General features: G+C 65.1%; 24 protein-coding genes. 19 read left to right on the top strand and 5 right to left on the bottom strand.

Annotated features, from left to right (window positions below):
* Window positions 1-23: 23 nt before the first annotated feature.
* Window positions 24-884, top strand: coding sequence for an oxygenase MpaB family protein (locus ACFPAH_RS18565; protein ID WP_379748266.1), 861 nt, complete (start codon window positions 24-26; stop codon window positions 882-884).
* Window positions 885-950: 66 nt separating this feature from the next.
* Here ACFPAH_RS18565 and ACFPAH_RS18560 read toward each other — a convergent pair whose 3' ends face one another.
* Window positions 951-1,343 (bottom strand): hypothetical protein, encoded by a 393-nt coding sequence (locus ACFPAH_RS18560; protein ID WP_379748264.1) that lies wholly within the window; start codon window positions 1,341-1,343, stop codon window positions 951-953.
* Between the two features lie 165 nt (window positions 1,344-1,508).
* Between ACFPAH_RS18560 and yiaA the strand changes: the two genes are divergently transcribed.
* Window positions 1,509-1,937: an inner membrane protein YiaA gene (gene yiaA, locus ACFPAH_RS18555; protein ID WP_379748262.1), complete on the top strand. Its 429-nt coding sequence runs from the start codon at window positions 1,509-1,511 to the stop codon at window positions 1,935-1,937.
* A gap of 71 nt (window positions 1,938-2,008) precedes the next feature.
* Here yiaA and ACFPAH_RS18550 read toward each other — a convergent pair whose 3' ends face one another.
* Window positions 2,009-2,425, bottom strand: a complete 417-nt coding sequence (locus ACFPAH_RS18550) for a TerB family tellurite resistance protein (protein WP_379748260.1) — start codon at window positions 2,423-2,425, stop codon at window positions 2,009-2,011.
* A gap of 223 nt (window positions 2,426-2,648) precedes the next feature.
* Between ACFPAH_RS18550 and clpB the strand changes: the two genes are divergently transcribed.
* The 6 genes from clpB to ACFPAH_RS18520 all read left to right on the top strand — a co-directional run bounded on the left by clpB (window position 2,649) and on the right by ACFPAH_RS18520 (window position 11,760).
* On the top strand, window positions 2,649-5,264 hold the full coding sequence (gene clpB, locus ACFPAH_RS18545; protein WP_379748257.1) for an ATP-dependent chaperone ClpB: 2,616 nt from the start codon (window positions 2,649-2,651) through the stop codon (window positions 5,262-5,264).
* 94 nt (window positions 5,265-5,358) lie between these two features.
* On the top strand, window positions 5,359-6,354 hold the full coding sequence (locus ACFPAH_RS18540; protein ID WP_379748255.1) for a 2-hydroxyacid dehydrogenase: 996 nt from the start codon (window positions 5,359-5,361) through the stop codon (window positions 6,352-6,354).
* A 141-nt stretch (window positions 6,355-6,495) separates the two neighbouring features.
* The gene (paoA, locus tag ACFPAH_RS18535) at window positions 6,496-7,143 is read left to right on the top strand and encodes an aldehyde dehydrogenase iron-sulfur subunit PaoA (RefSeq protein ID WP_379748253.1); all 648 of its coding nucleotides are present in this window, start codon (window positions 6,496-6,498) and stop codon (window positions 7,141-7,143) included.
* Window positions 7,140-8,093, top strand: coding sequence for an FAD binding domain-containing protein (locus ACFPAH_RS18530; RefSeq protein WP_379748251.1), 954 nt, complete (start codon window positions 7,140-7,142; stop codon window positions 8,091-8,093). The genes paoA and ACFPAH_RS18530 overlap by 4 nt, the downstream gene beginning before the upstream one ends.
* Before the next feature lie 3 nt (window positions 8,094-8,096).
* Window positions 8,097-10,361: a molybdopterin cofactor-binding domain-containing protein gene (locus tag ACFPAH_RS18525; protein ID WP_379748249.1), complete on the top strand. Its 2,265-nt coding sequence runs from the start codon at window positions 8,097-8,099 to the stop codon at window positions 10,359-10,361.
* Between the two features lie 190 nt (window positions 10,362-10,551).
* Window positions 10,552-11,760 carry an MFS transporter gene (locus ACFPAH_RS18520; protein WP_379748247.1) on the top strand — a complete coding sequence of 403 codons (1,209 nt, stop codon included), beginning with the start codon at window positions 10,552-10,554 and terminating at the stop codon, window positions 11,758-11,760.
* A 90-nt stretch (window positions 11,761-11,850) separates the two neighbouring features.
* Here the strand turns inward: ACFPAH_RS18520 and ACFPAH_RS18515 are convergent, their stop codons facing one another.
* On the bottom strand, window positions 11,851-12,465 hold the full coding sequence (locus ACFPAH_RS18515; protein ID WP_379748245.1) for a PEP-CTERM sorting domain-containing protein: 615 nt from the start codon (window positions 12,463-12,465) through the stop codon (window positions 11,851-11,853).
* Window positions 12,466-12,986: 521 nt separating this feature from the next.
* Here ACFPAH_RS18515 and aceA point away from each other — a divergent pair.
* The 3 genes from aceA to ACFPAH_RS18500 all read left to right on the top strand — a co-directional run bounded on the left by aceA (window position 12,987) and on the right by ACFPAH_RS18500 (window position 17,367).
* Entirely contained in the window at window positions 12,987-14,285 is a 1,299-nt protein-coding gene (aceA, locus tag ACFPAH_RS18510) for an isocitrate lyase (RefSeq protein ID WP_379748243.1), read from the top strand.
* 183 nt (window positions 14,286-14,468) lie between these two features.
* Entirely contained in the window at window positions 14,469-15,818 is a 1,350-nt protein-coding gene (gene rlmJ / locus ACFPAH_RS18505; RefSeq protein WP_379748241.1) for a 23S rRNA (adenine(2030)-N(6))-methyltransferase RlmJ, read from the top strand.
* A gap of 277 nt (window positions 15,819-16,095) precedes the next feature.
* Window positions 16,096-17,367 (top strand): EAL and HDOD domain-containing protein, encoded by a 1,272-nt coding sequence (locus ACFPAH_RS18500; protein WP_379748239.1) that lies wholly within the window; start codon window positions 16,096-16,098, stop codon window positions 17,365-17,367.
* An 84-nt stretch (window positions 17,368-17,451) separates the two neighbouring features.
* On the opposite strand, the gene ACFPAH_RS18495 is transcribed toward ACFPAH_RS18500, so the two are convergent.
* Window positions 17,452-18,198 carry an SAM-dependent methyltransferase gene (locus ACFPAH_RS18495; protein WP_379748237.1) on the bottom strand — a complete coding sequence of 249 codons (747 nt, stop codon included), beginning with the start codon at window positions 18,196-18,198 and terminating at the stop codon, window positions 17,452-17,454.
* A 9-nt stretch (window positions 18,199-18,207) separates the two neighbouring features.
* Entirely contained in the window at window positions 18,208-18,852 is a 645-nt protein-coding gene (locus ACFPAH_RS18490) for a Maf-like protein (RefSeq protein WP_379748235.1), read from the bottom strand.
* 193 nt (window positions 18,853-19,045) lie between these two features.
* Between ACFPAH_RS18490 and ACFPAH_RS18485 the strand changes: the two genes are divergently transcribed.
* From ACFPAH_RS18485 to fabF, 8 genes are all read left to right on the top strand, one after another.
* Complete coding sequence (locus ACFPAH_RS18485; RefSeq protein ID WP_379748233.1) at window positions 19,046-19,543, top strand: YceD family protein; 498 nt, start codon at window positions 19,046-19,048, stop codon at window positions 19,541-19,543.
* Between the two features lie 182 nt (window positions 19,544-19,725).
* Entirely contained in the window at window positions 19,726-19,908 is a 183-nt protein-coding gene (gene rpmF / locus ACFPAH_RS18480) for a 50S ribosomal protein L32 (RefSeq protein ID WP_028104096.1), read from the top strand.
* 194 nt (window positions 19,909-20,102) lie between these two features.
* The gene (gene plsX, locus ACFPAH_RS18475; RefSeq protein WP_379748231.1) at window positions 20,103-21,128 is read left to right on the top strand and encodes a phosphate acyltransferase PlsX; all 1,026 of its coding nucleotides are present in this window, start codon (window positions 20,103-20,105) and stop codon (window positions 21,126-21,128) included.
* A gap of 39 nt (window positions 21,129-21,167) precedes the next feature.
* A complete protein-coding gene (locus ACFPAH_RS18470; protein WP_379748229.1) occupies window positions 21,168-22,151 on the top strand; it encodes a beta-ketoacyl-ACP synthase III in 984 nt (327 codons plus the stop codon).
* Window positions 22,152-22,222: 71 nt separating this feature from the next.
* A complete protein-coding gene (gene fabD, locus ACFPAH_RS18465; RefSeq protein ID WP_379748227.1) occupies window positions 22,223-23,161 on the top strand; it encodes an ACP S-malonyltransferase in 939 nt (312 codons plus the stop codon).
* Window positions 23,162-23,228: 67 nt separating this feature from the next.
* Window positions 23,229-23,966: a 3-oxoacyl-ACP reductase FabG gene (gene fabG, locus ACFPAH_RS18460; RefSeq protein WP_379748225.1), complete on the top strand. Its 738-nt coding sequence runs from the start codon at window positions 23,229-23,231 to the stop codon at window positions 23,964-23,966.
* A 192-nt stretch (window positions 23,967-24,158) separates the two neighbouring features.
* Window positions 24,159-24,398: an acyl carrier protein gene (gene acpP / locus ACFPAH_RS18455; RefSeq protein WP_020653257.1), complete on the top strand. Its 240-nt coding sequence runs from the start codon at window positions 24,159-24,161 to the stop codon at window positions 24,396-24,398.
* Window positions 24,399-24,424: 26 nt separating this feature from the next.
* Window positions 24,425-25,672, top strand: coding sequence for a beta-ketoacyl-ACP synthase II (gene fabF / locus ACFPAH_RS18450; protein WP_379748222.1), 1,248 nt, complete (start codon window positions 24,425-24,427; stop codon window positions 25,670-25,672).
* Window positions 25,673-25,773 lie beyond the last annotated feature (101 nt).

Raw genomic sequence — 25,773 nt, 5'->3', positions numbered from 1 at the left:
ACCCGGACACGAGGAGGAGGGCGATGCTGGAAACGATACGCGAGCTGATGCGCCCGCCACCGGGCATGGCCTTCGACTTCAGCCAGCCGGCGGGCGAGCCGGCGCTGGCGCCGGCCGACGGCATTTCCTGGCAACTGTTCGCCAATCCGGTGTCGCTGTTTATCGGCGGGGTGGCGGCGGTGCTGCTCGAACTGGCCGAACCCTCGGTGCGTTCCGGCGTCTGGAACCACAGCAATTTCCAGCGCGACCCGGGGCTGCGCCTGCGGCGCACCGGCTTTGCGGCCATGATGACCGTCTACGGCCCGCGCTCGGCGGCGGAGAAGATGATCGCTCAGGTGGTGCGGCTGCACGGCCAGGTCCACGGCACTACACCAAGCGGGACACCCTACCACGCCAACGATCCGCGCCTGCTCGACTGGGTACAGGCGACGGCCGTGTTCGGCTTTACCGAGGCCTACCATCGCTACGTCCGGCCCCTGTCGCCGGCCGAGAAGGATGCCGCCTTCGCCGAAGGCCGGCTTTCCGCCTGCCTGTACGGCGCGACCGGCCTGCCGTGCAGCTGGGCGGCATGGGAAGCGCTGCTGGCCGCGACCGCGCCGAGCCTGGAAGGCTCAGGCATCCTGGCCGATTTCATCGGCATCATGAACGCGGCGCCGATCCTGCCGGCGCCGCTGCGTCCGCTCCAGCGCCTGCTGGTGCGCGCCGCGGTCGAGCTCATCCCCGAGCCGGTGCGTTCCTTGCCCCAGCTGCGGGGCCGCGGCTTGCGCCCGGGGGAGGCGCTGCTGGTGCGCACGCTGGCGCGCTCGGCCGCGCTGCTGCCGCTGGGCGATACGCCGCCGGTGCAGGCAGCGCGGCGGCTGGCCGTCGTCGACCGGACGAAATGAGACAGGACATGCGTCGACGGGGGAGCGGTCCATCCGCCGCCAGGCACCCTTGGCGAATCAGGGCGATCAATCCGTCGTGAATAGATAGGACAGGTTCGCACCCAGCGAATTGGCGGCAGTCACGAGCCGATTTGCATCCTCTCGGTCTTTCAGCAGGAAGGCATACGACGCGCTGCACACGCCTTTGCGGTCCGTGAACACGTTCAGCTTCGATTGCCGTAGCGAAAAGATGGCCTGCTTGATTTCGGAGAATTGGACAGGCAGCTTTTGGGCGCCGCACACTGCTTCGGTTCGGACGAACGGGTTTGCGGCCCAATCGCCGTACCCGAGCGCCTGGAAGGCCGCAATCGCCTCGCTGGTACTCAACAGCTGGCGCTGCTCCATTTTCTGGTAAGCGCAGCCATTGAGCAGGGATACCAGGAGGAGTGCAGCGCCGGCTTTTGCAAACGTGATGTTCATACCAGGAGGGTCGTCTGATGTTGGATGCCAAATACTAGACCGAAAACATATTGCCATCAAGAAAATACCTGCGAGACGACGATACAGGGCAGACCCTGCCGTTTGTCAATCCGCCACCCGCCACGGCTGCTACGCTTTCCGCTGGTCAACTTCTTGGAGCCAGACATGACAACTGTTCAACGCCCGACCGCCGCCTTCGTCGGCGCTTCCTGGGGCGCGCTGCTGATCGGCGCCTGCGCTTTCCTGTGGGGGCTGTGGAACGCCCAGATGCAGCTCAACGAAAAGGGCTATTACCTGGCCCTGTTACTGTACGGCCTGTTCGCCGCCATCTCCCTGCAAAAATCGGTGCGCGACCGCAGCGAAGGCATTGCCGTGACCGGCCTGTATTTCGGCCTGTGCTGGCTGTCGCTGTGCGCCGTCATCCTGCTGCTCACGGTCGGTCTGTGGAACGCGACGCTGGCGCCCAGCGAAAAGGGTTTCTATGCGATGTCGTTCGTACTGAGCCTGTTCGCCGTGGTCGCCGTCCAGAAGAACGTGCGCGACCTCGGCGCGGGTCCGGCGCCGGTGAATGCGGCGCTGCCCGAGCACGCCTGAGCACAACTGAGCACAACTGAGCACACGAGCGGGGCGGCCCGGCCGCCCCTCGGTCGAACGCCGGCAAACGCTTAGTTCGGACGCAACAGCCTGCCGATCTCCGCCGGGGCCGACCATTTCTTGAGCGCCCGCTGCAGCAGCAGGTGTTCGCGGCTGTCGAGCATCTGGTCGGCGTGGACGATGTCGAGCATCGCCTTCAGGGTGCACATGCGCAGCAGCGGATCGGCGATCTCGCCGAACAGGCTGTCGAGCGTGCTCCGGTCGAGTTCGACTTCGGCGCTGGCCTCCCGGCTGGCGCTGGCCAGCATGTCTTCGCACAGGGCCTGCAGCACGGTGTCGAAGGTGTCGGTATCGGCGCCGACCCGCTCCAGGATGGCGCTGTATTCCATCGCCTTCAGTTCCGACGGGGCCATGTGGCCGTCGACGATCATCGCCAGGGCCAGCAGCCTGCACACGGCTTCCTGGCTGTCGGTCGGATAGGTTCGCATTGTGTTCCTCGCTGTTGTGGTAATCGATGACCCACAGCATAGCGGTACGGATCGCGCAATAAAAGTCGAGTATTCCTTTGCGACGATCCAGTTTTTTCGAATCGTCTGCCTTTCATGTCCGGCTGACGTAGGACAATGCTTACCGCATGATGGGAAGATCTTGAAATGCGCGCGGCCATCCCAATTTTGTTTCCTAGTTAAGAACACTCACTAGGAGCACATTATGCGGCAAGACAAATTGACGACCAAGCTCCAGGAAGCCCTGGCGGATGCCCAGAGCCTGGCGGTCGGCAACGATAACCAGTACATCGAACCGGTGCATCTGCTGGCGGCCCTGCTGAACCAGGACGACGGCGGCGCCCGCTCGCTGCTGCAGCGCGCCGGGGTCAACGTCGGCGCCCTGACCAATGGACTCAAAAGCGCCTTCGACCGCCTGCCGAAAGTCTCGGGCACGGGCGGCGAAGTGATGCCGGGGCGCGAACTGATGGCCCTCTTGAACCTGGCCGACCGCGAATCGCAGAAGCGCGGCGACCAGTTCCTGTCCTCGGAAATGGTGCTGCTGGCGCTGACCGAAGATAAATCCGACGCCGGCCGCCTGGCGCGCGAACACGGCCTGGCCCGTAAGTCGCTCGAATCGGCCATTTCGGCCGTGCGCGGCGGCGAGAACGTCAATTCGCAGGACGCCGAGGGCCAGCGCGAAGCGCTCAAGAAGTACACCCTCGACCTGACCGAACGCGCCCGATTAGGCAAGCTCGACCCCGTGATCGGCCGCGACGACGAGATCCGCCGCGCGATCCAGGTGCTGCAGCGCCGCACCAAGAACAATCCGGTGCTGATCGGCGAGCCGGGTGTCGGCAAGACGGCGATCGTCGAGGGCCTGGCCCAGCGCATCGTCAACGGCGAAGTACCCGATTCCCTGAAGGGCAAGCGGGTCCTGTCGCTCGACATGGCCGCGCTGCTGGCCGGGGCGAAATTCCGTGGCGAATTCGAAGAAAGGCTGAAAAGCGTATTGAAGGAACTCGCCCAGGACGAGGGCCAGACCATCGTCTTCATCGACGAGATCCACACGATGGTCGGCGCCGGCAAGGCCGAGGGCGCGATGGATGCCGGGAACATGCTGAAACCGGCGCTGGCGCGCGGCGAGCTGCACTGCGTCGGCGCGACCACGCTCGACGAATACCGCAAGTATGTCGAGAAGGACGCCGCGCTCGAGCGCCGCTTCCAGAAGATCATCGTCGACGAGCCGAGCGTGGAGGCGACCATCGCCATCCTGCGCGGGCTGCAGGAAAAATACGAGCTGCACCACAAGGTCGAGATCACCGACCCGGCCATCATCGCCGCGGCCGAGCTGTCGCATCGCTACATCAGCGACCGCTTCCTGCCGGACAAGGCGATCGACCTGATCGACGAGGCGGCCTCGAAGATCAAGATCGAGATCGACTCCAAGCCGGAAGTGATGGACAAGCTCGAACGCCGCCTGATCCAGCTGAAAATCGAGCGCGAAGCCGTGCGCAAGGAAACCGACGAAGCCTCGCTGCGCCGCCTCGACCTGATCGGCGAGGAAATCGCGCGCCTCGAGCGCGAGTACAACGACTACGAGGAAATCCTGAAGTCGGAAAAGGCGGCAGTGCAGGGCACCACCCACATCAAGGAAGAGATCGAGCGCATCCGCCACCAGATGGAGGAAGCCAAGCGCCAGTCGAACTGGCAACTGGTCTCGGAACTCCAGTACGGGCAGCTGCCGCAACTCGAGGCCCAGCTCAAGCAGGCCGAGGAAGCCGCCGGCCGTGAGCAAACCGAGGCCGACGGCAAGCCGAGGCTGCTGCGCACCCAGGTGGGCGCCGAGGAAATCGCCGAAGTGGTCTCGCGCGCAACCGGCATCCCGGTCTCGCGCATGATGCAGGGCGAGCGCGACAAATTGCTGCACATCGAGGAAAAGCTGCATGAGCGCGTGGTCGGCCAGGACGAGGCGATCGAGGCGGTGTCGGATGCGATCCGCCGTTCGCGCGCCGGCCTGTCGGACCCGAACCGGCCGTATGGTTCCTTCATGTTCCTGGGCCCGACCGGCGTCGGCAAGACCGAGCTGTGCAAGGCACTCGCCTCCTTCCTCTTCGATACCGAGGACTCGCTGATCCGGATCGACATGAGCGAATTCATGGAGAAGCATTCGGTGGCAAGGCTGATCGGCGCGCCGCCGGGCTATGTCGGCTACGAGGAGGGCGGTTACCTGACCGAAGCCGTGCGCCGCAAGCCCTACAGCGTGATCCTGCTAGATGAGATCGAGAAGGCGCACCCGGACGTGTTCAACGTGCTGCTGCAGGTGCTCGACGACGGCCGCATGACCGATGGCCAGGGCCGCACCGTCGACTTCAAGAACACGGTGATCGTGATGACCTCGAACCTGGGTTCGCACAAGATCCAGTCGATGGACACCGACGAGCCGGAAGTGGTGAAGCTGGCCGTGATGGCCGAGGTGCGCGGGCACTTCCGTCCGGAGTTCATCAACCGCATCGACGACATCGTGGTCTTCCACGCGCTCGACGAGAAGAACATCGGCGCGATCGCCAAGATCCAGCTGCGCAGCCTGGAGGAGCGCCTGGCGAAGATGGAAATGACGCTCGACATCGACGACGAGGCGCTGCAGAAGATCGCCGAAGCCGGTTTCGATCCGGTGTATGGCGCGCGGCCGTTGAAGCGCGCGATCCAGCAGCAGATCGAAAATCCGCTGTCGAAAGCGATCCTGTCGGGCCGCTTCGGGCCGAAGGACACGATCCCGGTGCGCGTGCAGCATGGGCAACTCGTGTTCGGCGAAGCCCCGCAGGTCGAGCTGGCCAAGTAAGCCGGACGAAACAAGACGAAGGGGCGCAGCGATGCGCCCCTTTTTTTTGGCCTGGCTTATCGTTGAAGCTGGACTCGACCATGCCGGGGTGAAGATGAAGACAGCCGTGTTCAGCGCGCGCCGCTACGACAGGACCCTGCTCGCCAGCGCCAATGCCGGGGCAGGCCACGAGCTGCGCTTCATCGAAGACCGGCTGGACGCGGCAACGGCCGCGCTGGCCGCCGGCTGCGAGGCCGTGTGCGTCTTCGTCAACGACAATGTCGATGCCGAGGTCGTGTCCATCCTGGCCAGGCAGGGCACGCGGCTGATCGCCACCCGCTCCACCGGCTACAACCAGATCGACACGGCTGCAGCCGAGCGGCGCGGGATCGCGGTCGTGCGCGTGACCGACTATTCGCCGTATTCCGTCGCCGAGTTCGCCGTCGGCCTGCTGCTGGCCGTGAACCGGAAAATCGCGCGGGCCAGCGCCCGCACGCGCGACGGCAACTTCACCCTGGACGGCCTGATGGGCGTCGACCTGCACGGCAAGACCGTCGGCGTGATCGGCACCGGCAAGATCGGGCTCATCTTCGCGAGGATCATGAGCGGCTTCGGCTGCACCATCCTCGGCCATGATCCTTACCCGACTCCCGCTTTCGAAGCACTGGGCGGACGCTACCTGCCGGTCGCCGAGCTGATGGCGTGCAGCGACGCCGTTTCCCTGCACTGCCCCTTGAGCGAACAGACCCGCTACATCGTCAATACGCGGACCCTGGCCGGCGCCAAGCACGGCTGCATCCTGGTCAATACCAGCCGCGGCGGCCTGGTGGATACGGAAGCGGCGATCGAAGCGCTGAAAACGGGGCAACTGGGCGGCCTGGCGATCGACGTCTACGAACAGGAAGCCAAGCTGTTTTTCCAGGACCTGTCCTCGACCATCATTTGCGACGACGTGATCCAGCGGCTGGTCTCCTTCCCGAACGTGATCGTCACCGGCCACCAGGGATTTTTCACGGTCGAAGCCATCGGCCAGATCATGCAGACCACCATCGACAGCATCAGCGCCTTCGAACGGGGAGAGGAACTCGTCAACCGCGTGCCGCACGCGTAAGCGTCCAGCAAGATCCGCATGGCTGCGTTGCAGATCTTGCCGGGCGCTTGCAAGAATGGCTGCGGCCCGGTCTGTTGCGCGCTCGCCTTTGCGGTAAGCCGTTACGATTCGTCACGATCCTATCTCCGAGAAGGAAGAACGATGCCCGACTTCGATTCGAACCGGCGCCAGATGCTGAAAGCGTCCGCCGTGGCCGTGGGCGGCGTTGCCGCCGCCGCCCAGCTCGCACCCCACGCCGAGGCCGCAGCCGCGCCGGCGGCCGTCCCGGCCGCGCCTGCCCTGATGAGTATCCGCCTGCGCGTGAACGGCGTCGAACACCAGTTGCTGGTCGACCCGCGCACGACCCTGCTCGACGCGCTGCGCGAGCGCCTGCACCTGACCGGCAGCAAGAAGGGCTGCGACCAGGGCCAGTGCGGCGCCTGTACCGTGCTCGTCGACGGCCGGCGCGTCACTTCCTGCCTGAACCTGGCCGTGATGCAGGAAGGTCACGAGATCACCACCATCGAAGGGCTGGGCACGCCCAACAACCTGCATCCGCTGCAGGCCGCCTTCATCAAGCACGACGGCTTCCAGTGCGGCTTCTGCACGCCGGGCCAGATCTGCTCGGCCGTGGGCATGCTCGACGAATTGCGCGCCGGCGCGCCGAGCCATGTGACGGGCGACCTCAACGCGCCGGTCCAGGCTGGCCCGCTCGAATTTCGCGAGCGCATGAGCGGCAACCTGTGCCGCTGCGGAGCGTATTCGAACATCCAGGAAGCGATTGCGGAAGTGGCGGGAGCCAGGTCATGAAAGCATTCACCTACGAGCGCGCCAAGACACCGGCCGAAGCCGCCGCCACGGCCGCGCGCATCCCGAATGCGCGCTTCGTTGCTGGCGGCACCAACCTGCTCGACCTGATGAAGCTGCAGATCGAAACGCCCTCGCACCTGATCGACGTCAACGACCTCGCACTCGACCGCATCGAAGCCACCCAGGACGGCGGCCTGCGCATCGGCGCCCTGGTGAGGAATGCCGACCTGGCCAGCGACCTGCGCGTGCGGCGCGACTACGGCGTGCTGACCCGCGCCCTGGTGGCAGGCGCCTCGGGCCAGCTGCGCAACCAGGCGACGACCGCCGGCAACCTGCTGCAGCGCACCCGCTGCCCGTATTTTTACGACACCAACCAGCCCTGCAACAAGCGCCAGCCCGGCAGCGGCTGCGGGGCCATTGGCGGCTTTTCGCGCCTGCACGCCATCCTCGGCCAGAGCGAGGCCTGCATCGCGACCCACCCGAGCGACATGGCGGTGGCCATGCGGGTGCTCGACGCCCAGGTCGAAACCATCGACCCGAAAGGCGCCACGCGCGTGATCCCGATCGCCGACTTCCACCGCCTGCCCGGCAAGACCCCGCACATCGAGCACAACCTGGCGCCGGGCGAACTGATCACGGCCGTGACGCTGCCGCCGCCCGCCGGCGGGTTGCAGGTCTACCGCAAGGTGCGCGACCGCGCGTCCTATGCCTTTGCGCTGGTGTCGGTGGCCGCCATCGTCCAGCGCGACGGCAGCGGCCGGGTGGCGCTGGGCGGCGTGGCGCATAAACCCTGGCGCGTCGAGAGCGCGGAGGCCGCGCTGCCGCGCGGCGCGCAGGCCTTTTCCGCCGCCTTGCTGGCCGGCGCCCGCACCACCGAGGACAACGCCTTCAAGGTCCCGCTGGTCGAACGCAGCGTCGCCGCCATCCTCGCCGATGCCAAACAAGGGTAAGCCATGAAATTCAACGAACCTGCCACCACGAACCCGATCGACCAGCTCAAGGTCGTCGGCCAGCCGGTCGACCGCATCGACGGGCCCCTGAAAACGACCGGCACCGCGCCGTATGCGATGGACCGCCACGACGTGGTGCCGAACCAGGCGCACGGCTATGTGATCGGCTCGGCGATCCCGAAGGGGCGCATCGTCTCGATGGACCTGGCGGCGGCCAAGGCGGCGCCGGGCGTGATCGCCATCGTCACCGCCGCCAATGCCGGCAAGCTCAACAAGGGTAATTTCAATACCGCGCTGCTGCTGGGCGGCCCGCGCATCGAGCACTACCACCAGGCGGTGGCGCTGGTCGTCGCCGACACCTTCGAGCAGGCGCGCGACGCCGCCCACCTGGTGCGCATCAAATACGAACGGGAGCAGGGCGTGTACGACCTGCACGCGGTGCGCGCCAAGGCGGCCGCGCCGAAGAAGGACAGCACGGCGGAATCGAAGGTCGGCAACTTCACCGGCGCCTTCGCCTCGGCCCCGGTGCGGATGGATGCCGAATACACCACTGCCCACGAATCGCATTCGATGATGGAGCCGCACGCCAGCATCGCGGCCTGGGACGGCGACCAGTTGAGCGTCTGGACCTCGAACCAGATGATCGCCTGGAATGCCGGCGACCTGGCCAAGACGCTGGGCATCCCGAAGACGAAGGTGCGCGTCATGTCCCCCTACATCGGCGGCGGCTTCGGCTCGAAGCTGTTTACGCGGGCCGACGCCTTGCTGGCCGCGCTCGGGGCGCGGGCGGCGCGCCGCCCCGTCAAGGTGAGCCTGCAGCGGGCGCTGATCCCGAACAACACCACGCACCGCTCGGCCACCATCCAGCGCATCCGCATCGGCGCCAACCGCGACGGCAGGATCACGGCGATCGCCCACGAAACGGCTTCCGGCAACCTGCCCGAAGGCAGCCCGGAAAACGCGGCCACCCAGACCCGCTCGCTGTACGCGGGCGAGCACCGCATGACGGCGAACCGCGTGGCGGCGATGGACCTGCCCGAAGCGAACGCGATGCGCGCGCCCGGCGAGGCGCCCGGCATGGCGGCGCTCGAGATCGCGATGGACGAGATGGCGGAAAAGCTCGGCCTCGACCCGGTGCAGTTCCGCATCCTGAACGACACGCAAGTGGTGCCGGACAATCCGCAAAAGCAGGGGTCGACCGACCCGCAGTCGAAGAAGCCCGAGGAGAAGACCCGGCACAATCCGCATCCGCCGTTTTCGAAACGGCAGTTCGTCGAATGCCTGCAAACGGGCGCCCGGCGCTTCGGCTGGGACAAGCGCTCCGCCAAACCCGCACAGGTGCGCGACGGCCGCTGGCTGGTCGGCATGGGCATGGCCTCGGCCTTCCGCGACAACCTGCTGACCAAGTCGGCGGCGCGCGTGCGCCTCGACCGGCGCGGCGTGCTCACCGTGGAAACCGACATGACCGATATCGGCACCGGCAGCTACACCATCATCGCGCAGACGGCGAGCGAAATGATGGGCATCCCGCTCGAGCGGGTGAAGGTGCGCCTGGGCGACTCGAGCTTCCCGGCTTCCTGCGGCTCCGGAGGGCAGTGGGGCGGCAACAACTCGACGGCCGGCGTGTACGCCGCCTGCGTCAAGCTGCGCGAGGCGGTGGCCAGGCAGGCCGGCTTCGATCCGCAGCGCGCCATCTTCGCCGACGGCCTGGTGCGCGCCGGCGACAAAAGCCTGCCGCTGGGCGAAGCGGTCGGCGAGCGCGAGCTGGTGGCCGAGGACCTGATCGAATACGGCGACATCAACAAGCGCTTCCAGCAGTCGACCTTCGGGGCGCACTTCGTGGAAGTGGGCGTGGACGCGGTCACCTGCGAGGTACGGGTGCGGCGCATGCTGGCCGTGTGCGCGGCCGGGCGCATCCTCAACCCGAAGACGGCGCGCAGCCAGGTGATCGGCGCGATGACGATGGGCGTCGGCGCGGCGTTGATGGAGGAGCTGGCGGTCGACACCCGCCTCGGCTTTTTCGTCAACCACGACCTCGCCGGCTACGAGGTGCCGGTGCATGCCGACATCCCGCACCAGGAGGTCGTGTTCCTCGACGAAACCGACCCGATGTCCTCGCCGATGAAGGCCAAGGGCATCGCCGAGCTGGGGATCTGCGGGGTGGCCGCCGCGGTTGCCAACGCGGTCTACAACGCCACGGGCGTGCGCGTGCGCAACTATCCGATCACGCTCGACAAGCTCATCACGCACATGCCGCTGTCCGTGTAGGGTGGGCTCCGCCCACCGCTTGCCTGCCCTTGAAACGCCCGGCAACGGGCGTCCCTTGCGGCAGCAGCGGTAGGGTGGGCAGGTATGCCTGCGGGTACGGCGCTTGCGTACCTCGCGAGCCCTCGGCCAGCAAGGTCGCCCGGTTTTGACTACACTTGCGGGTCTCGAGCTTTCAACTGCCTGCAACACAATGAGTACAACAAGCCTGCGCCAGGATGCGCGTGTGATCGGCCTGGTCGGCGTTTCGCATGGGGTGTCCCATTTTTTCCACCTGATCCTGGCGGGCCTGTTCCCCTGGCTTAAGACTGCGTTCGCGCTCTCGTATGCCGAACTGGGTCTCCTGATGACCGTGTTTTTCGTGGTCTCGGGGGTAGGCCAGGCCTTGGCCGGTTTTATTGTCGATCGGGTCGGCGCGCGCCGCGTGCTGTTTTGCGGGCACGCGCTGCTCGGCATCGCGGCGCTGGTGCTCGCGAGTGCGCCCAGCTATGCGGTGCTGATGGCCGGTTCCTTCCTCGCCGGCTGCGGTAACGCCGTGTTCCACCCGGCCGGGTTTACCCTGCTCAACCACAACGTGTCGAAAGCGCGCCTGCCGCATGCGTTTTCGGTGCATGGTATTTCGGGCAATATCGGCTGGGCCGCGGCGCCGCTGTTCCTGGCGGCCGTCGCCACGCTCTCGAGCTGGCGTATCGCCTTGCTGTCGGCGGCGGCGATTCCCTTCTGCATGCTCACTGTCCTGGTGCTGAACCGCAAGGCCCTGGCCATCCTGGCCGTGCCCCAGGCCCAGGGCACGAGCGCGCCGGGCGGCTCGTTTGCCTTCCTGCGCCTGCCCCAGATCTGGCTCTGCTTCGGCTTCTTCTTCCTGACCTCGGTGGCCCTGGGCGGCATCCAGGCCTTCTCGTCCACCAGCCTGACCGCGCTGTACGGCATCTCGCTGGGTACCGCCGCCACCGCCTACACGACCTTCATGCTGTCCACGGCCGTAGGCATGGTGGCCGGCGGCTTCCTCGCCACCCGCGCCCACAACCATGGGCGCACCATCGCGATTGCCTTCCTGTTCGCAGCCGGGCTGGCGCTGCTGGTGTCGGCCTCGATCGTGCCGGGGCCGATGGTCTTGCTGGTGATGGGCGCCATGGGGCTGGCGATGGGCATCGCCGGGCCGTCGCGCGACCTGCTGATCCGCGCCGCCGCCCCGCCCAACGCCAGCGGGCGGGTGTTCGGCATCGTGTATTCGGGCCTCGACAGCGGCATGGCGATGGGGCCGTTGCTGTTCGGCACATTGATGGACGACGGCCGCCCGGCCGCGCTGTTCATCGGCGTGGCGCTGTTCCAGACCCTGGCGATCGCGACGGCGGTGGGGGCCGGGGCAAACGGACGGGCGCCGCTGCCGCACAAGGCTTGAGCGGTTCCGCTTAAGCGAAAACGAAAAAAAAGCGCGAAAAAAAGCGCACGCGCCTTGCGGCCGTGCGCTTTTTCATGCCTGCAGCTTGGTTCAGCGGCGCTTGCGCAACACGGTTCCCATCAGGACCAGGCCGGCCAGCAGCAGGGCAACGCTCTGCGGTTCCGGCACTTCATTCGCGTCCGGCAACTCGACCACCGGCGGCACGACGACCGGCGGCGTCACCGGCGGCACGACCACCGGCGGCGGCGGCGGAATGACGACCTTCGACGCCGTGATCGTCTGCGACAGCAGGTCGCCCGTCTTGCGTTTCGACCCGTCGAGGAACTGCACCTTCAGGTGCGGCTCGTCGAGCTGCGGCGTGCCCGTGAAGGCGAAGGTGAACACCATGTCGTCGCCCAGGGCGATCGGCGCGCCCGCCAGGCACAAGGCGGTGTCGGTCCGCTTTCCGCCGCCGCCGGCGCATCCCCTGGCGTTGAGCTCACGCGCGCTCATCTTCCATTGGTCGGCGCCTGTCGGCGCGGCCGTCACCGACACGCTGTCGAAAGCGCCGATGCCCTTCAGGCTGAGGGCGCCGAGCATGGTGGCCTGGCTCCAGTCGCCGCTGCGTGCGGCGGCGTCGATCTCCAGCCTCAGCACGTTGTCGGTCCAGCTCGTCGTGAATACGACATCCTGCCAGGTCAGCACGCCCGCATGGGCGGAGCTCATCGCCGCGCTCGCCGCCAGTACCAGCGCTAATTTTCGAAAAGTCGTTTTCAGCATACGTTCCCTCTTGTGCGCCAACAATCCTGGGCGCTTTGTTGTTTGTCATGACACCAAGCCAGCATGCTGCCTGTTTTAATGCACTTAGTAAATAAATTATGCATTTGAGAAATTAATTGAGCAGTTTTGCAACGTTTTGTGAATTCGTCCGCAAGGCGCCCGACACGAAATGGCCAGGACCCGCGCCGCACGTAATTTTCACATAGTGAAATCTGCCTTCCACGGAGTGGGAAGCCGCAACAGAAAGCACAGCGGTTCGCCTCTCATTCTGAGAAATTTCGTTTCACATCATGATATCTAAAGCGTAAGTATCTGTTTTTAAACCCGAAAAAAATAATCAGATGTCTTATATAAGAGTGATTGTGCTGCGCACCATCTGATCTATGATTTGTCTAACGGATTTCACTTAGCAACCCGGTTTTTCTCAGTTTTTTCTTACCCAGCTACTTATTCGTCAGGAGAATCAAATGGCAACTCGTGAACAGCAGATCGCAGCCTTGCAAACCGACTGGGACACCAATCCACGCTGGAAAGGTGTCGTGCGCAATTACACGGCGGAAGACGTGGTCCGCCTGCGCGGCTCGCTCCAGATCGAGCACACGCTGGCCAAGCGCGGTGCCGAGAAGCTGTGGGACCTCGTCAACAACGAACCCTTCGTCAACGCCCTCGGCGCCCTGACCGGCAACCAGGCGATGCAGCAGGTAAAGGCCGGCCTGAAGGCGATCTACCTGTCGGGCTGGCAGGTCGCGGGCGACGCCAACCTGGCCGGCGAGATGTATCCGGACCAGTCGCTGTACCCGGTCAACTCGGTGCCGGTGGTGGTGCGCCGCATTAACAATACCTTCCAGCGCGCCGACCAGATCCAATGGTCCGAGGGCAAGGACGACATCGATTACTTCGCGCCGATCGTGGCCGATGCCGAAGCCGGCTTCGGCGGCGTGCTCAACGCCTTCGAGCTGATGAAGTCGATGATCGAGGCGGGCGCGGCCGGCGTGCACTTCGAAGACCAGCTGGCCTCGGTGAAGAAATGCGGCCACATGGGCGGCAAGGTGCTGGTGCCGTCGCGCGAAGCGGTCGAGAAACTGACCGCCGCGCGCCTGGCGGCCGACGTGATGGGCACCTCGACCCTGGTCATCGCGCGCACCGATGCCGAGGCGGCCGACCTGCTGACCTCCGACGTCGACCCGATCGACCAGCCGTTCTGCACCGGCGAGCGCACCGTCGAAGGTTTCTACAAGGTGCGTCCGGGCATCGACCAGGCGGTGTCGCGCGCGCTGGCCTACGCACCGTATGCCGACCTGGTCTGGTGCGAAACCGGCAAGCCGGACCTGAACTTCGCCAAGCAGTTCGCCGAAGCCGTCCACGCCAAGTTCCCGGGCAAGATGCTGGCCTATAACTGCTCGCCATCGTTCAACTGGAAGAAAAACCTGGACGACGCGACGATTGCCAAGTTCCAGAAGGAACTGGGCGCGATGGGCTATAAATTCCAGTTCATCACCCTGGCCGGCTTCCACGCGCTCAACTACGGCATGTTCAACCTGGCCCACGGCTATGCGCGCCGCCAGATGTCGGCCTTCGTCGAGCTGCAGGAAGCGGAATTCGCCGCCGCCGAGAAGGGCTTCACCGCCGTCAAGCACCAGCGCGAAGTCGGCACCGGCTACTTCGATGCGGTGACCCAGACGATCCAGCAAAACCAGAGCTCGACGACGGCACTGCACGGCTCGACCGAGGACGAACAGTTCTTCGACGAGAAGAAGGTCGCCTGAACCCGGCCGCCGCCCCGATAAGGGTGGCGTCGACCGGAAAGCCGCAGCGGCCAAGGGTCCTGCGGCTTTTTTCGTTTACGTGCGATTAATTTCGGCGGTTCGCGGTTGTAGTGGATAATGTCGGACATTGCGCCGCCCGCTCGGCGGCATCTGCATCGACTCTTTTTATTTGGAAATTCCCCTATGTTGAGCTACCGCCACGCCTTTCACGCGGGTAATCACGCCGACGTCCTCAAGCATTTCGTCCAGGTGCAACTGCACCTGTATATGAACCAGAAGGACACGGCCTACACCTACATCGACACCCACTCGGGCGCCGGCGTGTATGCGCTCGACAGTTCGTTTGCCTCCAAGAATGCCGAGTTCGACACCGGCATCGGCCCGCTGTGGAACCGCAGCGACCTGCCGCCTGCCCTGGCCGAGTACGTCAACCTGGTAAAAGCCATGAACCCGAGCGGGAAGATGCGCTACTACCCGGGCTCGCCGTATGTCGCCGACCAGATGACGCGGCTTGACGACCGCCTGCGCCTGTTCGAACTGCACCCGGCCGACAGCAAGATTTTGGCGGAAAACTTCCGCAAGGCCGAGGCGCACAAGGCCGAGCAGGGCGAACGCGCGCGCGGGCGCCGCGTGATGATCGAGCGCGGCGACGGCTTCCTCAGCCTGAAGGCCTTGCTGCCGCCGCCGTCGCGCCGCGCGCTGGTGCTGATCGACCCGCCGTATGAAATGAAGGACGATTACCGCAAGGTGAAGGATGCGATCGAGGAGGCGCTCGGACGCTTCCCGGCGGGCATGTACGCGGTCTGGTACCCCTTGCTGCAGCGTATGGAGTCGCGCCAGTTCGCCGACCGCCTCAAGCGCCTGCCGGCCAAGGAATGGCTGAACGTCACGCTGACCGTCTCCACGCCCGGCCCGGACGGCTTCGGCCTGCACAGCAGCGGCATGTTCATCCTCAATCCGCCGTACACGCTCGAGCCGCTGCTGCGCGAAGTCATGCCTTACCTGGTCAAGGTGCTGGGCAAGGATGCGGGCGCGACCTTCGTGATCGAGCGCGGCACCCAGGTGACCGGCGCCGCCGCGGCCCGGGTCGGCGCCGGCGGCACGGCACGCCAGCCGGTCGGCAACGCGCGCCGCGCCAGCCCCCTGTCGGGCACCGGCAGCCTGCGCCTGCCGGGCCAGGCGGCAGTTCCCCGCGTCGCCGAGGGCGGCGAGGGCGCTGCGCGCCGTCCGGGCGCGTCGGCCGACAAGGTCGCCGGCAGCGACGGCAGGGCCGCCGCCAAGGTCGGCGCCGCCGCGCGCGCCAAGCGTTTTTCGCGTCCTGCAGGCGAAGGGGCAGGTGCCGCCAACCGTCCGGACGAGCGCTTCGATCCGAACCGTGGTCCGGCGGCGCCGCGTGCCCGATATGCCGACGAAGGCCCGCGCAGCAAGCGTCCGCAAGCCGGCGCCAGTGGCCGTCCGGGCCCGGCGCGGCCCGACGGCAGCGGCACTGCCCGCACCGCCGGCGGCCCGGCGCGCTCCCGCAAGCCGCGCTGAGCGGGGCTGACCGCCTGCACCGCCGCTGAGCGCGTGCAGGCGGCGGCCCGTTTTGCCTGGGCGCAGCGACGCAGCAGATTGCCGCCCGCACAGCCGGGTGCAGCTACCCGATCGTCATGAAATGCGGCGCGTGCGCGCAACAGCACGCACCCTTCCTGCGTCCATTTCGATGTAAAAATGTAAAGATTCGCGAGTTGGTGTATAGTCGGAAGAGGGTGTGCGAGCACGCGCCCCTATTGCCGCGCCTGCCGCGTAGCAATTGTTTTCAGGAGCCATCATGCATGCCGAAGTAAGGCCGGTATCGACCACGATACCGTCCGACGAATTTTTCCTCGCGCGCCAGCCCATCCTCGGCCGCGACCAGCACCTGGTCGCCTTCGAGTTGCTGTTTCGCGCCGCGGGCGAGCACGAAGACGCCCGCCTGACCGATGGCGCCGCCGCGACCGCGGCCGTCATCTCACATGCGTCGCAGTTGGGCCTGGCGCAAGTGGTCGGGGAGAAACTGGCATTCGTCAACGTGGATGAAGTCGTCCTGATGAGCGATTTTGTCCGTTTCCTGCCTCCAAATAAGGTTATCCTCGAAATTCTCGAAACCGTCAAGCCGACTGAAGCGTTATTGGCCCGCGTGATCGAGCTGAAAAAGCTGGGCTTCAAGTTCGCGCTCGACGACGTGGTCTGCCATACCGAGGAAGTCGACCAGTTGCTCGCCCTGGTGGACGTGGTCAAGATCGACCTGCAAGGCGTGGCAAGGGAAGCGCTCGGTCCGCTGGTGCTGTCCCTGCACGCGGCCGGCAAGAAGCTGCTCGCGGAAAAGGTCGAAACGCAAAGCGAGTTCCGGCTCTGCATGGAGCTCGATTTCGATTATTTCCAGGGTTATTATTTTGCGCGGCCGGTGATCCTCAGCGGCCGCAAGATCACGCCCTCGGAAATGGTGATCCTGCGCCTGCTCGAACTGATCAACAGCGAGGCCGACAACGCCGCCATCGAAACGGCGGTCAAGCGCGATGCCTTGATCAGCCTGAACCTGCTGCGGCTCGTGAACAGCCGTGCCCCCGGACCCGACAAGCGCATCGAATCGGTGGCCGAGGCCTTGAACAAGCTCGGCCGCAAGCAACTGCGGCGCTGGCTGCAGATCCTGCTCTACACCATCCCGGGCAACCCGGTCGAGCTGGCCTCGCCGCTGCTGCAGCTAGCCACCACCCGCGGCAAGCTGCTCGAATTGATGTCGCTCCAGGTGCGTCCGGGCGACGTGGTCGGCGCCGAGCGCGCCTTCACGGTCGGCATCATGTCGCTGGCCGACGTGCTGTTTTCGATGTCGATGGCCGACATCCTCGACAATGTCGAATTGGCCGACGACGTGCGGATGGCATTGCTGGAGCGCGCCGGCATACTCGGCACCATGCTCGACCTGGTCGAGCGGCTGGAAAAGGCCGACACCGGCCGCCAGTTCACGGCCGCGCTGCGCAAGCTCAAGCTGAGCTCGAAGCAGGTGCGCGAGATCGAGCTGGCGGCCTTCGACTGGGTGCGCGAGCTGGTCAGCGAAGGGTAGGGTGGGCGCTTCGTGCCCACGCGGAACTGAGCGCAGCTATCGCCGCCAACACTGATCACGTTTTACGCGTGGGCGGAGCCCACCCTACGCCAGGAACAGGAACACGGTCGGCTTCTTGTGAAAATCCGGCGCCTTGCCGGCCGCCAGTTGCGCCTTCCACTTCGCCGCCGTCAGCGTGCGCACCGATTCGCTGTCCAGCGATAAATCCGTGGCCACGCACACGAGCGTGCCCGGCTGGCAGCTCGCCACCAGGGCCTCGAGCATCTGTCCATTGCGATAGGGGGTCTCGATCAGCAACTGCGTCTGTTTTTCGTTGCGCGACCGCGCTTCCAGTTCGCGGATGCGCTTGCTGCGTGCGGCAGCATCGGTCGGCAGGTAGCCGTTGAAGGCGAAGCTTTGGCCGTTCAGGCCGCTTGCCATCACGGCCAGCAGCAGCGACGACGGACCGACCAGCGGCCGCACCGTGATGCCGTGCGCGTGGGCCAGGCGCACCAGGTCGGCGCCGGGGTCGGCCACGGCCGGCACGCCCGCTTCCGAGACCAGGCCGGCGTCTTCGCCATTGAGCAAGGGTTCGAGCAATTGCTCCAGCATCGAAGCCGGCGTGTTCACGTTCAGTTCCGCGATCCGGATTTCCTGCAGCGGCCTGGCGAGCGGATGGTCGATCGCGACCAGCTTCAGGAAGGCGCGCGCGGTCTTGGCGTTCTCGGCGACGAAATAGCCGAGTTGCGCGGTGATCGCCTGGACCTGGCCGGGCAGGACATGGGACAGGGCATCGGGTGCGGCGTCGGTGGGACCGAGGGTGTTCGGAATCAGGTAGAGGGTGCCGGGCATGAGGACGAGTTAGTTGTTCTGGGTGCGGAAGAAGGCCACGCCGGCGCGGCGCAGCATGCCGGTCAGGGCGATCAGGGGCAGGCCGGTGAGGGCGGTCGGGTCGGTCGACTCGATGCGTTCGAGCAAGGCGATGCCGAGCCCTTCGTTCTTGGCGCTGCCGGCGCAATCATAGGGTTGCTCGATGCGCAGGTAGGCGTCGAGTTCGGCGTCGGGCAGGTCGCGGAAACGCACGAAGACCTGGACGTTCTCGACCTGGACGGCGGCATCGGGGTCGGCAACGCGGCCGTCCCACAGGCAGAGCGCGGTATGGAACACGACTTCGCGCCCGCGCATCGTTTGCAGCTGCGCCAGGGCGCGCGCGTGGTCGCCGGGCTTGCCGATCTGGGCGCCGTCGAGCGTGGCGACCTGGTCGGAGCCGATCACGAGCGCGCCCGGGTGCTGGGCGGCAATCGCGCCGGCCTTGGCGCGCGCCAGGCGCAAGGCGGTGGCCTCGGGCGCCTCGCCGGGGAGCGGGGTTTCGTCGATCTGCGGGGCGATCGCCTCGAAGGGCAGGTGCAGGCGCCCCAGCAGTTCGCGGCGGTAGCTGGAGCTGGAAGCGAGGATGAGTGGCGGAAGCTGTGGAACTGGGCGCGGCGGGGAAGAACTTGGTATCATGTCGGGCCGACGTCTTGAAAGTATAAGTAAAACAGATAGATAAGGCACCCCGGCAAGCAAAGCCGATGGCTCGCGCCAGGTTTCGTCGCCGCACAACGGCTGGGCTGGCTGCACTCAAAAAAACGCGCCAAGTCTTTGACTGCGCGGGGATAAGCCTGTTATTATCGCAGGTTTTCCGGGGACGTTTTCTGCAATGAGCGCTTTTGTCATCGACGCCTTTGAATTCTGCCGCACTAGCGGCTATCGCGAAGGGGTGACCCCGGTCACGGAAATGACCCGCCTGGCCGCCGATTGCGCCAACGACAGCGGTGAGATTTCCTGGTCGATCCAGGGTGGCAGCACCCCGCAAGGCTATCCGACGATGACCCTGTCGGTGGCCGGCCCGGTCCAGCTGGTATGCCAGCGCTGCCTGGCCCCGTTCGACTACCGTATCGATTCGTCGACCCAGCTGGTGCTGGGGCGCGACGACGAGGAAGCCGATCAGTTCGAGGAAGTCCTCGACGACGACAGCATCGACGTCATTGTCGGCAGCCACGCTGCCGATATCCGCGAGCTGCTCGAGGACGAAGCCCTGCTGGCCTTGCCGCAGGCGCCGAAACACGAGGTATGTCCCGACACCACGTTGCTGGACACCCTGAAGTCTGAAAAGGTCTCGCCCTTCGCCGGCTTGAAGAACCTGAAATCCGAATAAGTACCAAGCAGTAAGTAGTTGTAGTACGTCAGAACGTGTCAAACGCGTGCACAGTCGAGTATGTCAGGGCAGCGTTTTAAAACATGTCGGCAATCGTGAGATTGCCGGTGGGATACTCGATGCGCATGTTTTTTGCAAATCGGTTGTGTTAGAATTTTCGAACTTTAGTATTAGGAGTCATCATGGCAGTTCAGCAGAATAAGAAGTCCCCGTCGAAGCGCGGTATGCACCGTTCGCACGATTTCCTGGTTGCCCCAAACCTGGCAGTCGAGCCAACCACCGGTGAGACCCACCTGCGTCACCACATCAGCCCGAACGGCTTCTACCGTGGTCGCAAGGTCCTGAAGACCAAGAACGACGAGTAATCGCCGTCTTGTTTTTCGTACCATGAAAGCGGTGCAACGTATGTTGAGTGCGTGGCGCCGCTTTTTCTTTATCCCCGGCGGCACATTGTGCGCGCCGTTACGGTCGCTTCGGTTTTCACCGGGCGCCGGCATCGCGCCAGCCAGCGCGGGCATCCAATCGCCCGCTTCGTGTGAGTCGCGGTAATACCCCACAGATGACAATTAAAATATCCATCGACTGCATGGGCGGAGACCACGGTCCTTCCGTCACGATTCCTGCAGCGTTATCGTTCCTGAAACAGCAGCCTGAAGCCGAACTGATCCTGGTCGGTCTCGAGGACGTGCTGCGCGCGGAACTGAAAAAACACCACGCCGATGCGAATCCGCGCCTGTCGGTCCGCCACGCCTCGGAAGTCGTGGCCATGGACGATCCGGTCGAGGTCGCATTGCGGCGCAAGAAAGATTCCTCGATGCGCGTGGCCGTCGAGCTGGTCAAGGACGGCAGCGCCAATGCCTGCGTCTCGGCCGGCAACACCGGCGCGCTGATGGCCGTGTCGCGCTACGTCCTCAAGACGATGGCGGGCGTCGACCGCCCGGCGATCTGCTCGATCCTGCCGAACCAGAAGAACGGCCCGACCTACATGCTCGACCTCGGCGCGAACGTCGACTGCGAGCCGCACCACCTGCACCAGTTCGCGATCATGGGCTCGGTCCTGTTCTCGGCAATGGAAGGCGTGCCCAAGCCCACGATCGGCCTGCTCAATGTCGGCACCGAAGAGATCAAGGGCAACGACGTGGTGAAGAACACCGCGCTCCTGCTGCGCGCCGACCACGAACGCGGCGCCCTGAATTTCTATGGCAATGTCGAAGGCAACGACATCTTCAAGGGCACGACCAATGTCGTCGTCTGCGACGGTTTTGTCGGCAATGTGACGCTCAAGGCCGTTGAAGGCCTGTCGCGCTTCGTCAAGTCCGTTTTCAAGCAGAACGTGCTGTCGATGCTGGGCGCGGTGCTGGCCAAGGGCGCGCTCAAGAAGCTCAATCCCGAACGCTACAACGGCGCCAGCCTGCTCGGCCTGAAGGGACTGGTGTTCAAGAGCCATGGCGGCGCGAATGCGTATGCCTTTGAATGGGCAATTCGACGCGCTTTTGACGCGGCGAAATATAATGTACAAGAGCAACTGTCGACGATGATCGCCGACTTGATGCCAGACACCCCGGGCGCAGAGCGCCAGGGCTGATATTCGACGGAAACACGACGCAAGATGGGTGGAGATGCAATGACTGTCTACAGCAAAATCATCGGCACCGGCAGCTACCTGCCGGCACGCAGGGTCACTAACGACGAGCTCGCTGCCGAGCTGGCAACCAAGGGCATCGAAACCTCGGACGAGTGGATCAGCTCGCGTAGCGGCATTTCCGCGCGCTACTACGCTGCGGCCGACGAAAAATCCTCGGATCTCGCGGTCCAGGCGGCGCGCAAGGCGCTCGAGATGGCCGGCAAGACGGCGGCCGAGATCGACATGGTGATCGTCGCCAGCTCGACCCCCGATTTCCAGGGCAGCTTCCCCAGCACCGCCTGCATCGTCCAGCAAAAACTGGGCATGCTCAACAATAGTGCCGCGTTCGACGTGCAGGCCGTCTGCAGCGGCTTCGTGTACGCGGTCGCCACCGCCGACGCCTTCATCAAATCGGGCATGCACAAGACCGTGCTGGTGATCGGGGCCGAAGTGTTCTCGCGCATCCTGGACTTCGAAGACCGCACCACCTGCGTGCTGTTCGGCGACGGCGCCGGCGCCGTGGTACTGGCCGCGTCGAGCGAGCCGGGCGTCCTGGCCACCAAGCTGCATGCGGACGGCACCCATGCCGACATCCTGTCGATTCCGGCCAACCCGGCCGGCAGCGCCGCCGGCGGCGGCTTCCTGCACATGGATGGACAGGCCGTGTTCAAGCTGGCCGTTACCGTGCTCGAGCAGGTCGCAGCCGAAGTGCTGGACGCGGCGCAAATGCCGGCCTCGAGCGTGGACTGGCTGATCCCCCACCAGGCCAATATCCGGATCATGAAGAGCACGGCCAAGAAGCTCGGCCTGCCGCTCGAGCGCATGGTCGTGACCGTCGACGAGCACGGCAACACCTCGGCGGCATCGATCCCGCTGGCGCTCGACCTTGCCGTGCGCGACGGTCGAGTCAAACCGGGCGACAATGTGCTGATGGAAGGCGTGGGCGGCGGCTTCACCTGGGGCGCCATCCTGGCCCGCATGTAAGCTGCCGCACGTAATCTGCTGCAAACTGAGCTGCTGCAATAAGCTGTGGCACTGAAAGGAAGAACAACAAGATGAGCAAATTCGCATTTCTGTTTACGGGCCAGGGCGCGCAAGCGGTCGGCATGCTCAATGGCTTCGCCGGCAACCCGGTCGTCGAACAGACGGTGCTGGAAGCCTCCGACGCGCTCGGCATGGACCTCAAGCGCCTGATCGCCGAAGGCCCGAAGGAAGAGCTGGACCTCACCACCAACACCCAGCCGGTCATGCTGACCGCGGCGGTGGCCGTGTACCGCGCCTGGATCGCCGCCGGCGGCCCGGCGCCGAGCATCGTTGCCGGCCACAGCCTGGGCGAATACTCGGCGCTGGTCGCCGCGGGCGTCATCGATTTCAAGGATGCCGTGCCGCTGGTGCGTTTCCGCGCGCAATCGATGCAGGAAGCGGTGCCAGTCGGGCAGGGCGGCATGGCCGTCGTGCTGGGCCTGGCTGCCGACGAGGTGCGTGCCGTCTGCCTGGAATCCGCCCAGGGCGAAGTCGTGGAGGCCGTCAACTTCAACGAGCCGACCCAGATCGTCATCGCCGGCCACGCCGCCGCCATCGACCGCGCCTGCGAGATCGCCAAGGCCAAGGGCGCCAAGCGCGCCATGAAGCTGGCCGTCTCGGCGCCGTTCCACTCGTCGCTGCTCAAGCCTGCCTCGGACCGCCTGCGCGACTACATGGCCAAGCTCAGCTTCCATGCGCCGCAGATCGATTTGATCAACAATGTCGACGTCGCCATCGTGAACGATCCGGAAGCGATCAAGGACGCCCTGGTGCGCCAGGCGGCCGGCCCGGTGCGCTGGGTCGAAACGATGCAGATGATGGCCGCCCAGGGCGTGACCCAGGTCATCGAATGCGCTCCAAGCAAGACCCTGATCGGCATGGCCAAGCGCATCGACCCGGTGCTGGCGGGCGAGGCCCTGGTCGACCAGGCTGCGCTCGAGCGCGTGCTGGCGGCCGTCAAGGGCGCCTGAGCGGGCGTCGAACAAGCTGTATAACGCGGGCAGGGAGCCCGCCGTTTTAGACAAGAACAGGAATCACATGAATCTGCAGAATCAAGTCGCCCTCGTTACCGGCGCCTCGCGCGGCATCGGCAAGGCCATCGCACTGGAACTGGCGCGCCAGGGCGCGAAAGTCGTCGGCACCGCCACCAGCGAAGCCGGCGCCGAAGCGATCAGCGCCTACCTGGCCGAATTCGGCGGCAAGGGCCTCGTCCTGAACGTGACCGATGCGGCAGGTTGCGCCGCGGTCCTGGACGACGTGCAAAAGACCGTCGGCACCCTGTCTATCCTGGTCAACAATGCCGGCATCACCCAGGACAACCTGGCCATGCGCATGAAGGACGAGGAGTGGGACAGCGTGATCGCGACCAACCTGACGGCCGTCGGCCGCATGTCGCGCCTGGTCCTGCGCGGGATGATGAAGGCCAAGCACGGCCGCATCATCAACATCACTTCGGTGGTGGGCGCCTCGGGCAACCCGGGCCAGATGAACTACGCCGCCGCCAAGGCCGGCGTGGCCGGCATGACGCGCGCACTGGCGCGCGAAATCGGCAGCCGCAACATCACCGTCAACTGCGTGGCGCCGGGCTTCATCGACACCGACATGACCAAGGCTCTCGGCGAAGGCCAGCACGAGGCGCTGTTGACCCAGATTCCGCTGGGCCGCCTCGGCCAGCCCGAGGACATCGCCCACGCGGTGGCCTTCCTGGCCGGTCCGACCGCTGCCTACATCACCGGTACCGAGCTGCACGTTAACGGTGGCATGTACATGAATTGATGCCGGACCGATGGGCGAAACGCCGCCACGGGGCGTACGATAGGACGATCCCGATTTTGAATCGCGGCAGGATCTCATCTTTTAGCAGGAGTTTCGGCTGAATTAGCGTCAGACGCCGAAAATAGTTTTTCGGCGCGCAAACCTGATAAAATGCGCGCACTTTCCGCAACACATACCTAATGGAGCCATAACATGTCGGATATCGAACAACGCGTTAAAAAAATCGTCGCTGAGCAACTGGGTGTTGCAGAAGCCGACATCAAAATCGAGTCCTCGTTCGTTGACGACCTCGGCGCAGATTCCCTGGACACCGTTGAACTGGTGATGGCCCTGGAAGACGAATTCGAAATGGAAATCCCTGACGAGCAGGCCGAGAAGATCACCACCGTCAAGCAAGCGATCGACTACGCGACCGCGCACGTCAAGGCCTAAGCTGTTTTAGTTTTCGGGAGATTCGCTTGAGCCGTTCACGCAACCGCCGCGTTGTCATTACCGGCCTGGGCTGCATTTCACCTATCGGCAACACGATTGCCGAGGCGTGGAGCGCGGCACTGGCTGGCAAGTCAGGCATTGCCAACATCACGAAGTTCGATGCATCGCCGTTTTCGACCCGCTTCGCGGGCGAAGTCAAAGGCTTCAATATCGAGGATTACCTCCCCGCGAAAGAAGCCCGCAACATGGATACCTTCATCCATTACGGCATGGCAGCGGGCATTGAGGCGCTGCAGGATTCGGGCCTCGAAGTTACTGAAGAAAACGCCGATCGCATCGGCGTGATTGTCGGCTCGGGTATCGGCGGCTTGCCGCGGATCGAAGAGCAGAAGGACGAGTACGACCAGCGCGGCCCGCGCCGCATTTCGCCGTTCTTCGTGCCGGCGTCGATCATCAACATGATCTCGGGCGATCTTTCGATCAAGTACGGCCTGCGCGGACCGAACCTCGCCATCGTCACGGCCTGCACCACCGGCCTGCACTGCATCGGCGCGGCTGGCCGCCTGATCGAGTACGGCGATGCCGACGTGATGATCGCCGGCGGTGCCGAGTCGACCATCTCGCCGCTGGGCCTGGGCGGTTTCGCCTCGGCACGTGCGCTGTCGTCGCGCAACGACGATCCGGCCACGGCTTCGCGTCCCTGGGACCGCGACCGCGACGGCTTCGTGCTGGGCGAGGGCGCCGGTGTCATGGTGCTCGAGGAGTACGAGCATGCCAAGGCGCGCGGCGCGAAGATCTACGCCGAGCTGCTGGGCTTCGGCATGAGCGCGGATGCGAACCACATCACCGCGCCGATGGAAGACGGCAGTGGCGCCAGCCGCTGCATGGTCTCGGCCATGGCGAACGCCGGCATCAATGCCGACCAGGTGCATTACGTGAATGCGCACGGCACCTCGACGCCGCTGGGCGACCTCGCGGAAGTGCAGGGCATCAAGCGCACCTTCGGCGACCATGCGCACAAGCTCGTGGTCAACTCGACCAAGTCGATGACCGGCCACCTGTTGGGCGGCGCCGGCGGCCTCGAGTCGGTGTTCACGGTGCTGGCCATCCACAACCAGGTCTCGCCGCCGACCATCAACCTCTTCAACCAGGATCCGGCCTGCGATCTCGATTTCGTGGCGAATACCGCCCGCGACATGCAGATCGACTACGCCGTGAAGAACTCCTTCGGCTTCGGCGGTACCAACGGTACCCTCGTCTTCGCTAAGGTTTGAACCTGTTCCGCCCGGTCCGGTCTAACGGATCGGGCGCCTGATCCTGCCGCATCCCGCGCGCGGCAGGCGTTCCGCTTCTCCTTTCCTCCTTATGTCGATCG

Source organism: Massilia sp. GCM10023247 (assembly GCF_042653325.1).
Lineage (GTDB): Bacteria > Pseudomonadota > Gammaproteobacteria > Burkholderiales > Burkholderiaceae_D > Telluria.
The sequence above is the reverse complement of the archived record's forward strand: the minus strand, read 5'-3'. Positions and strand labels throughout refer to the sequence as shown.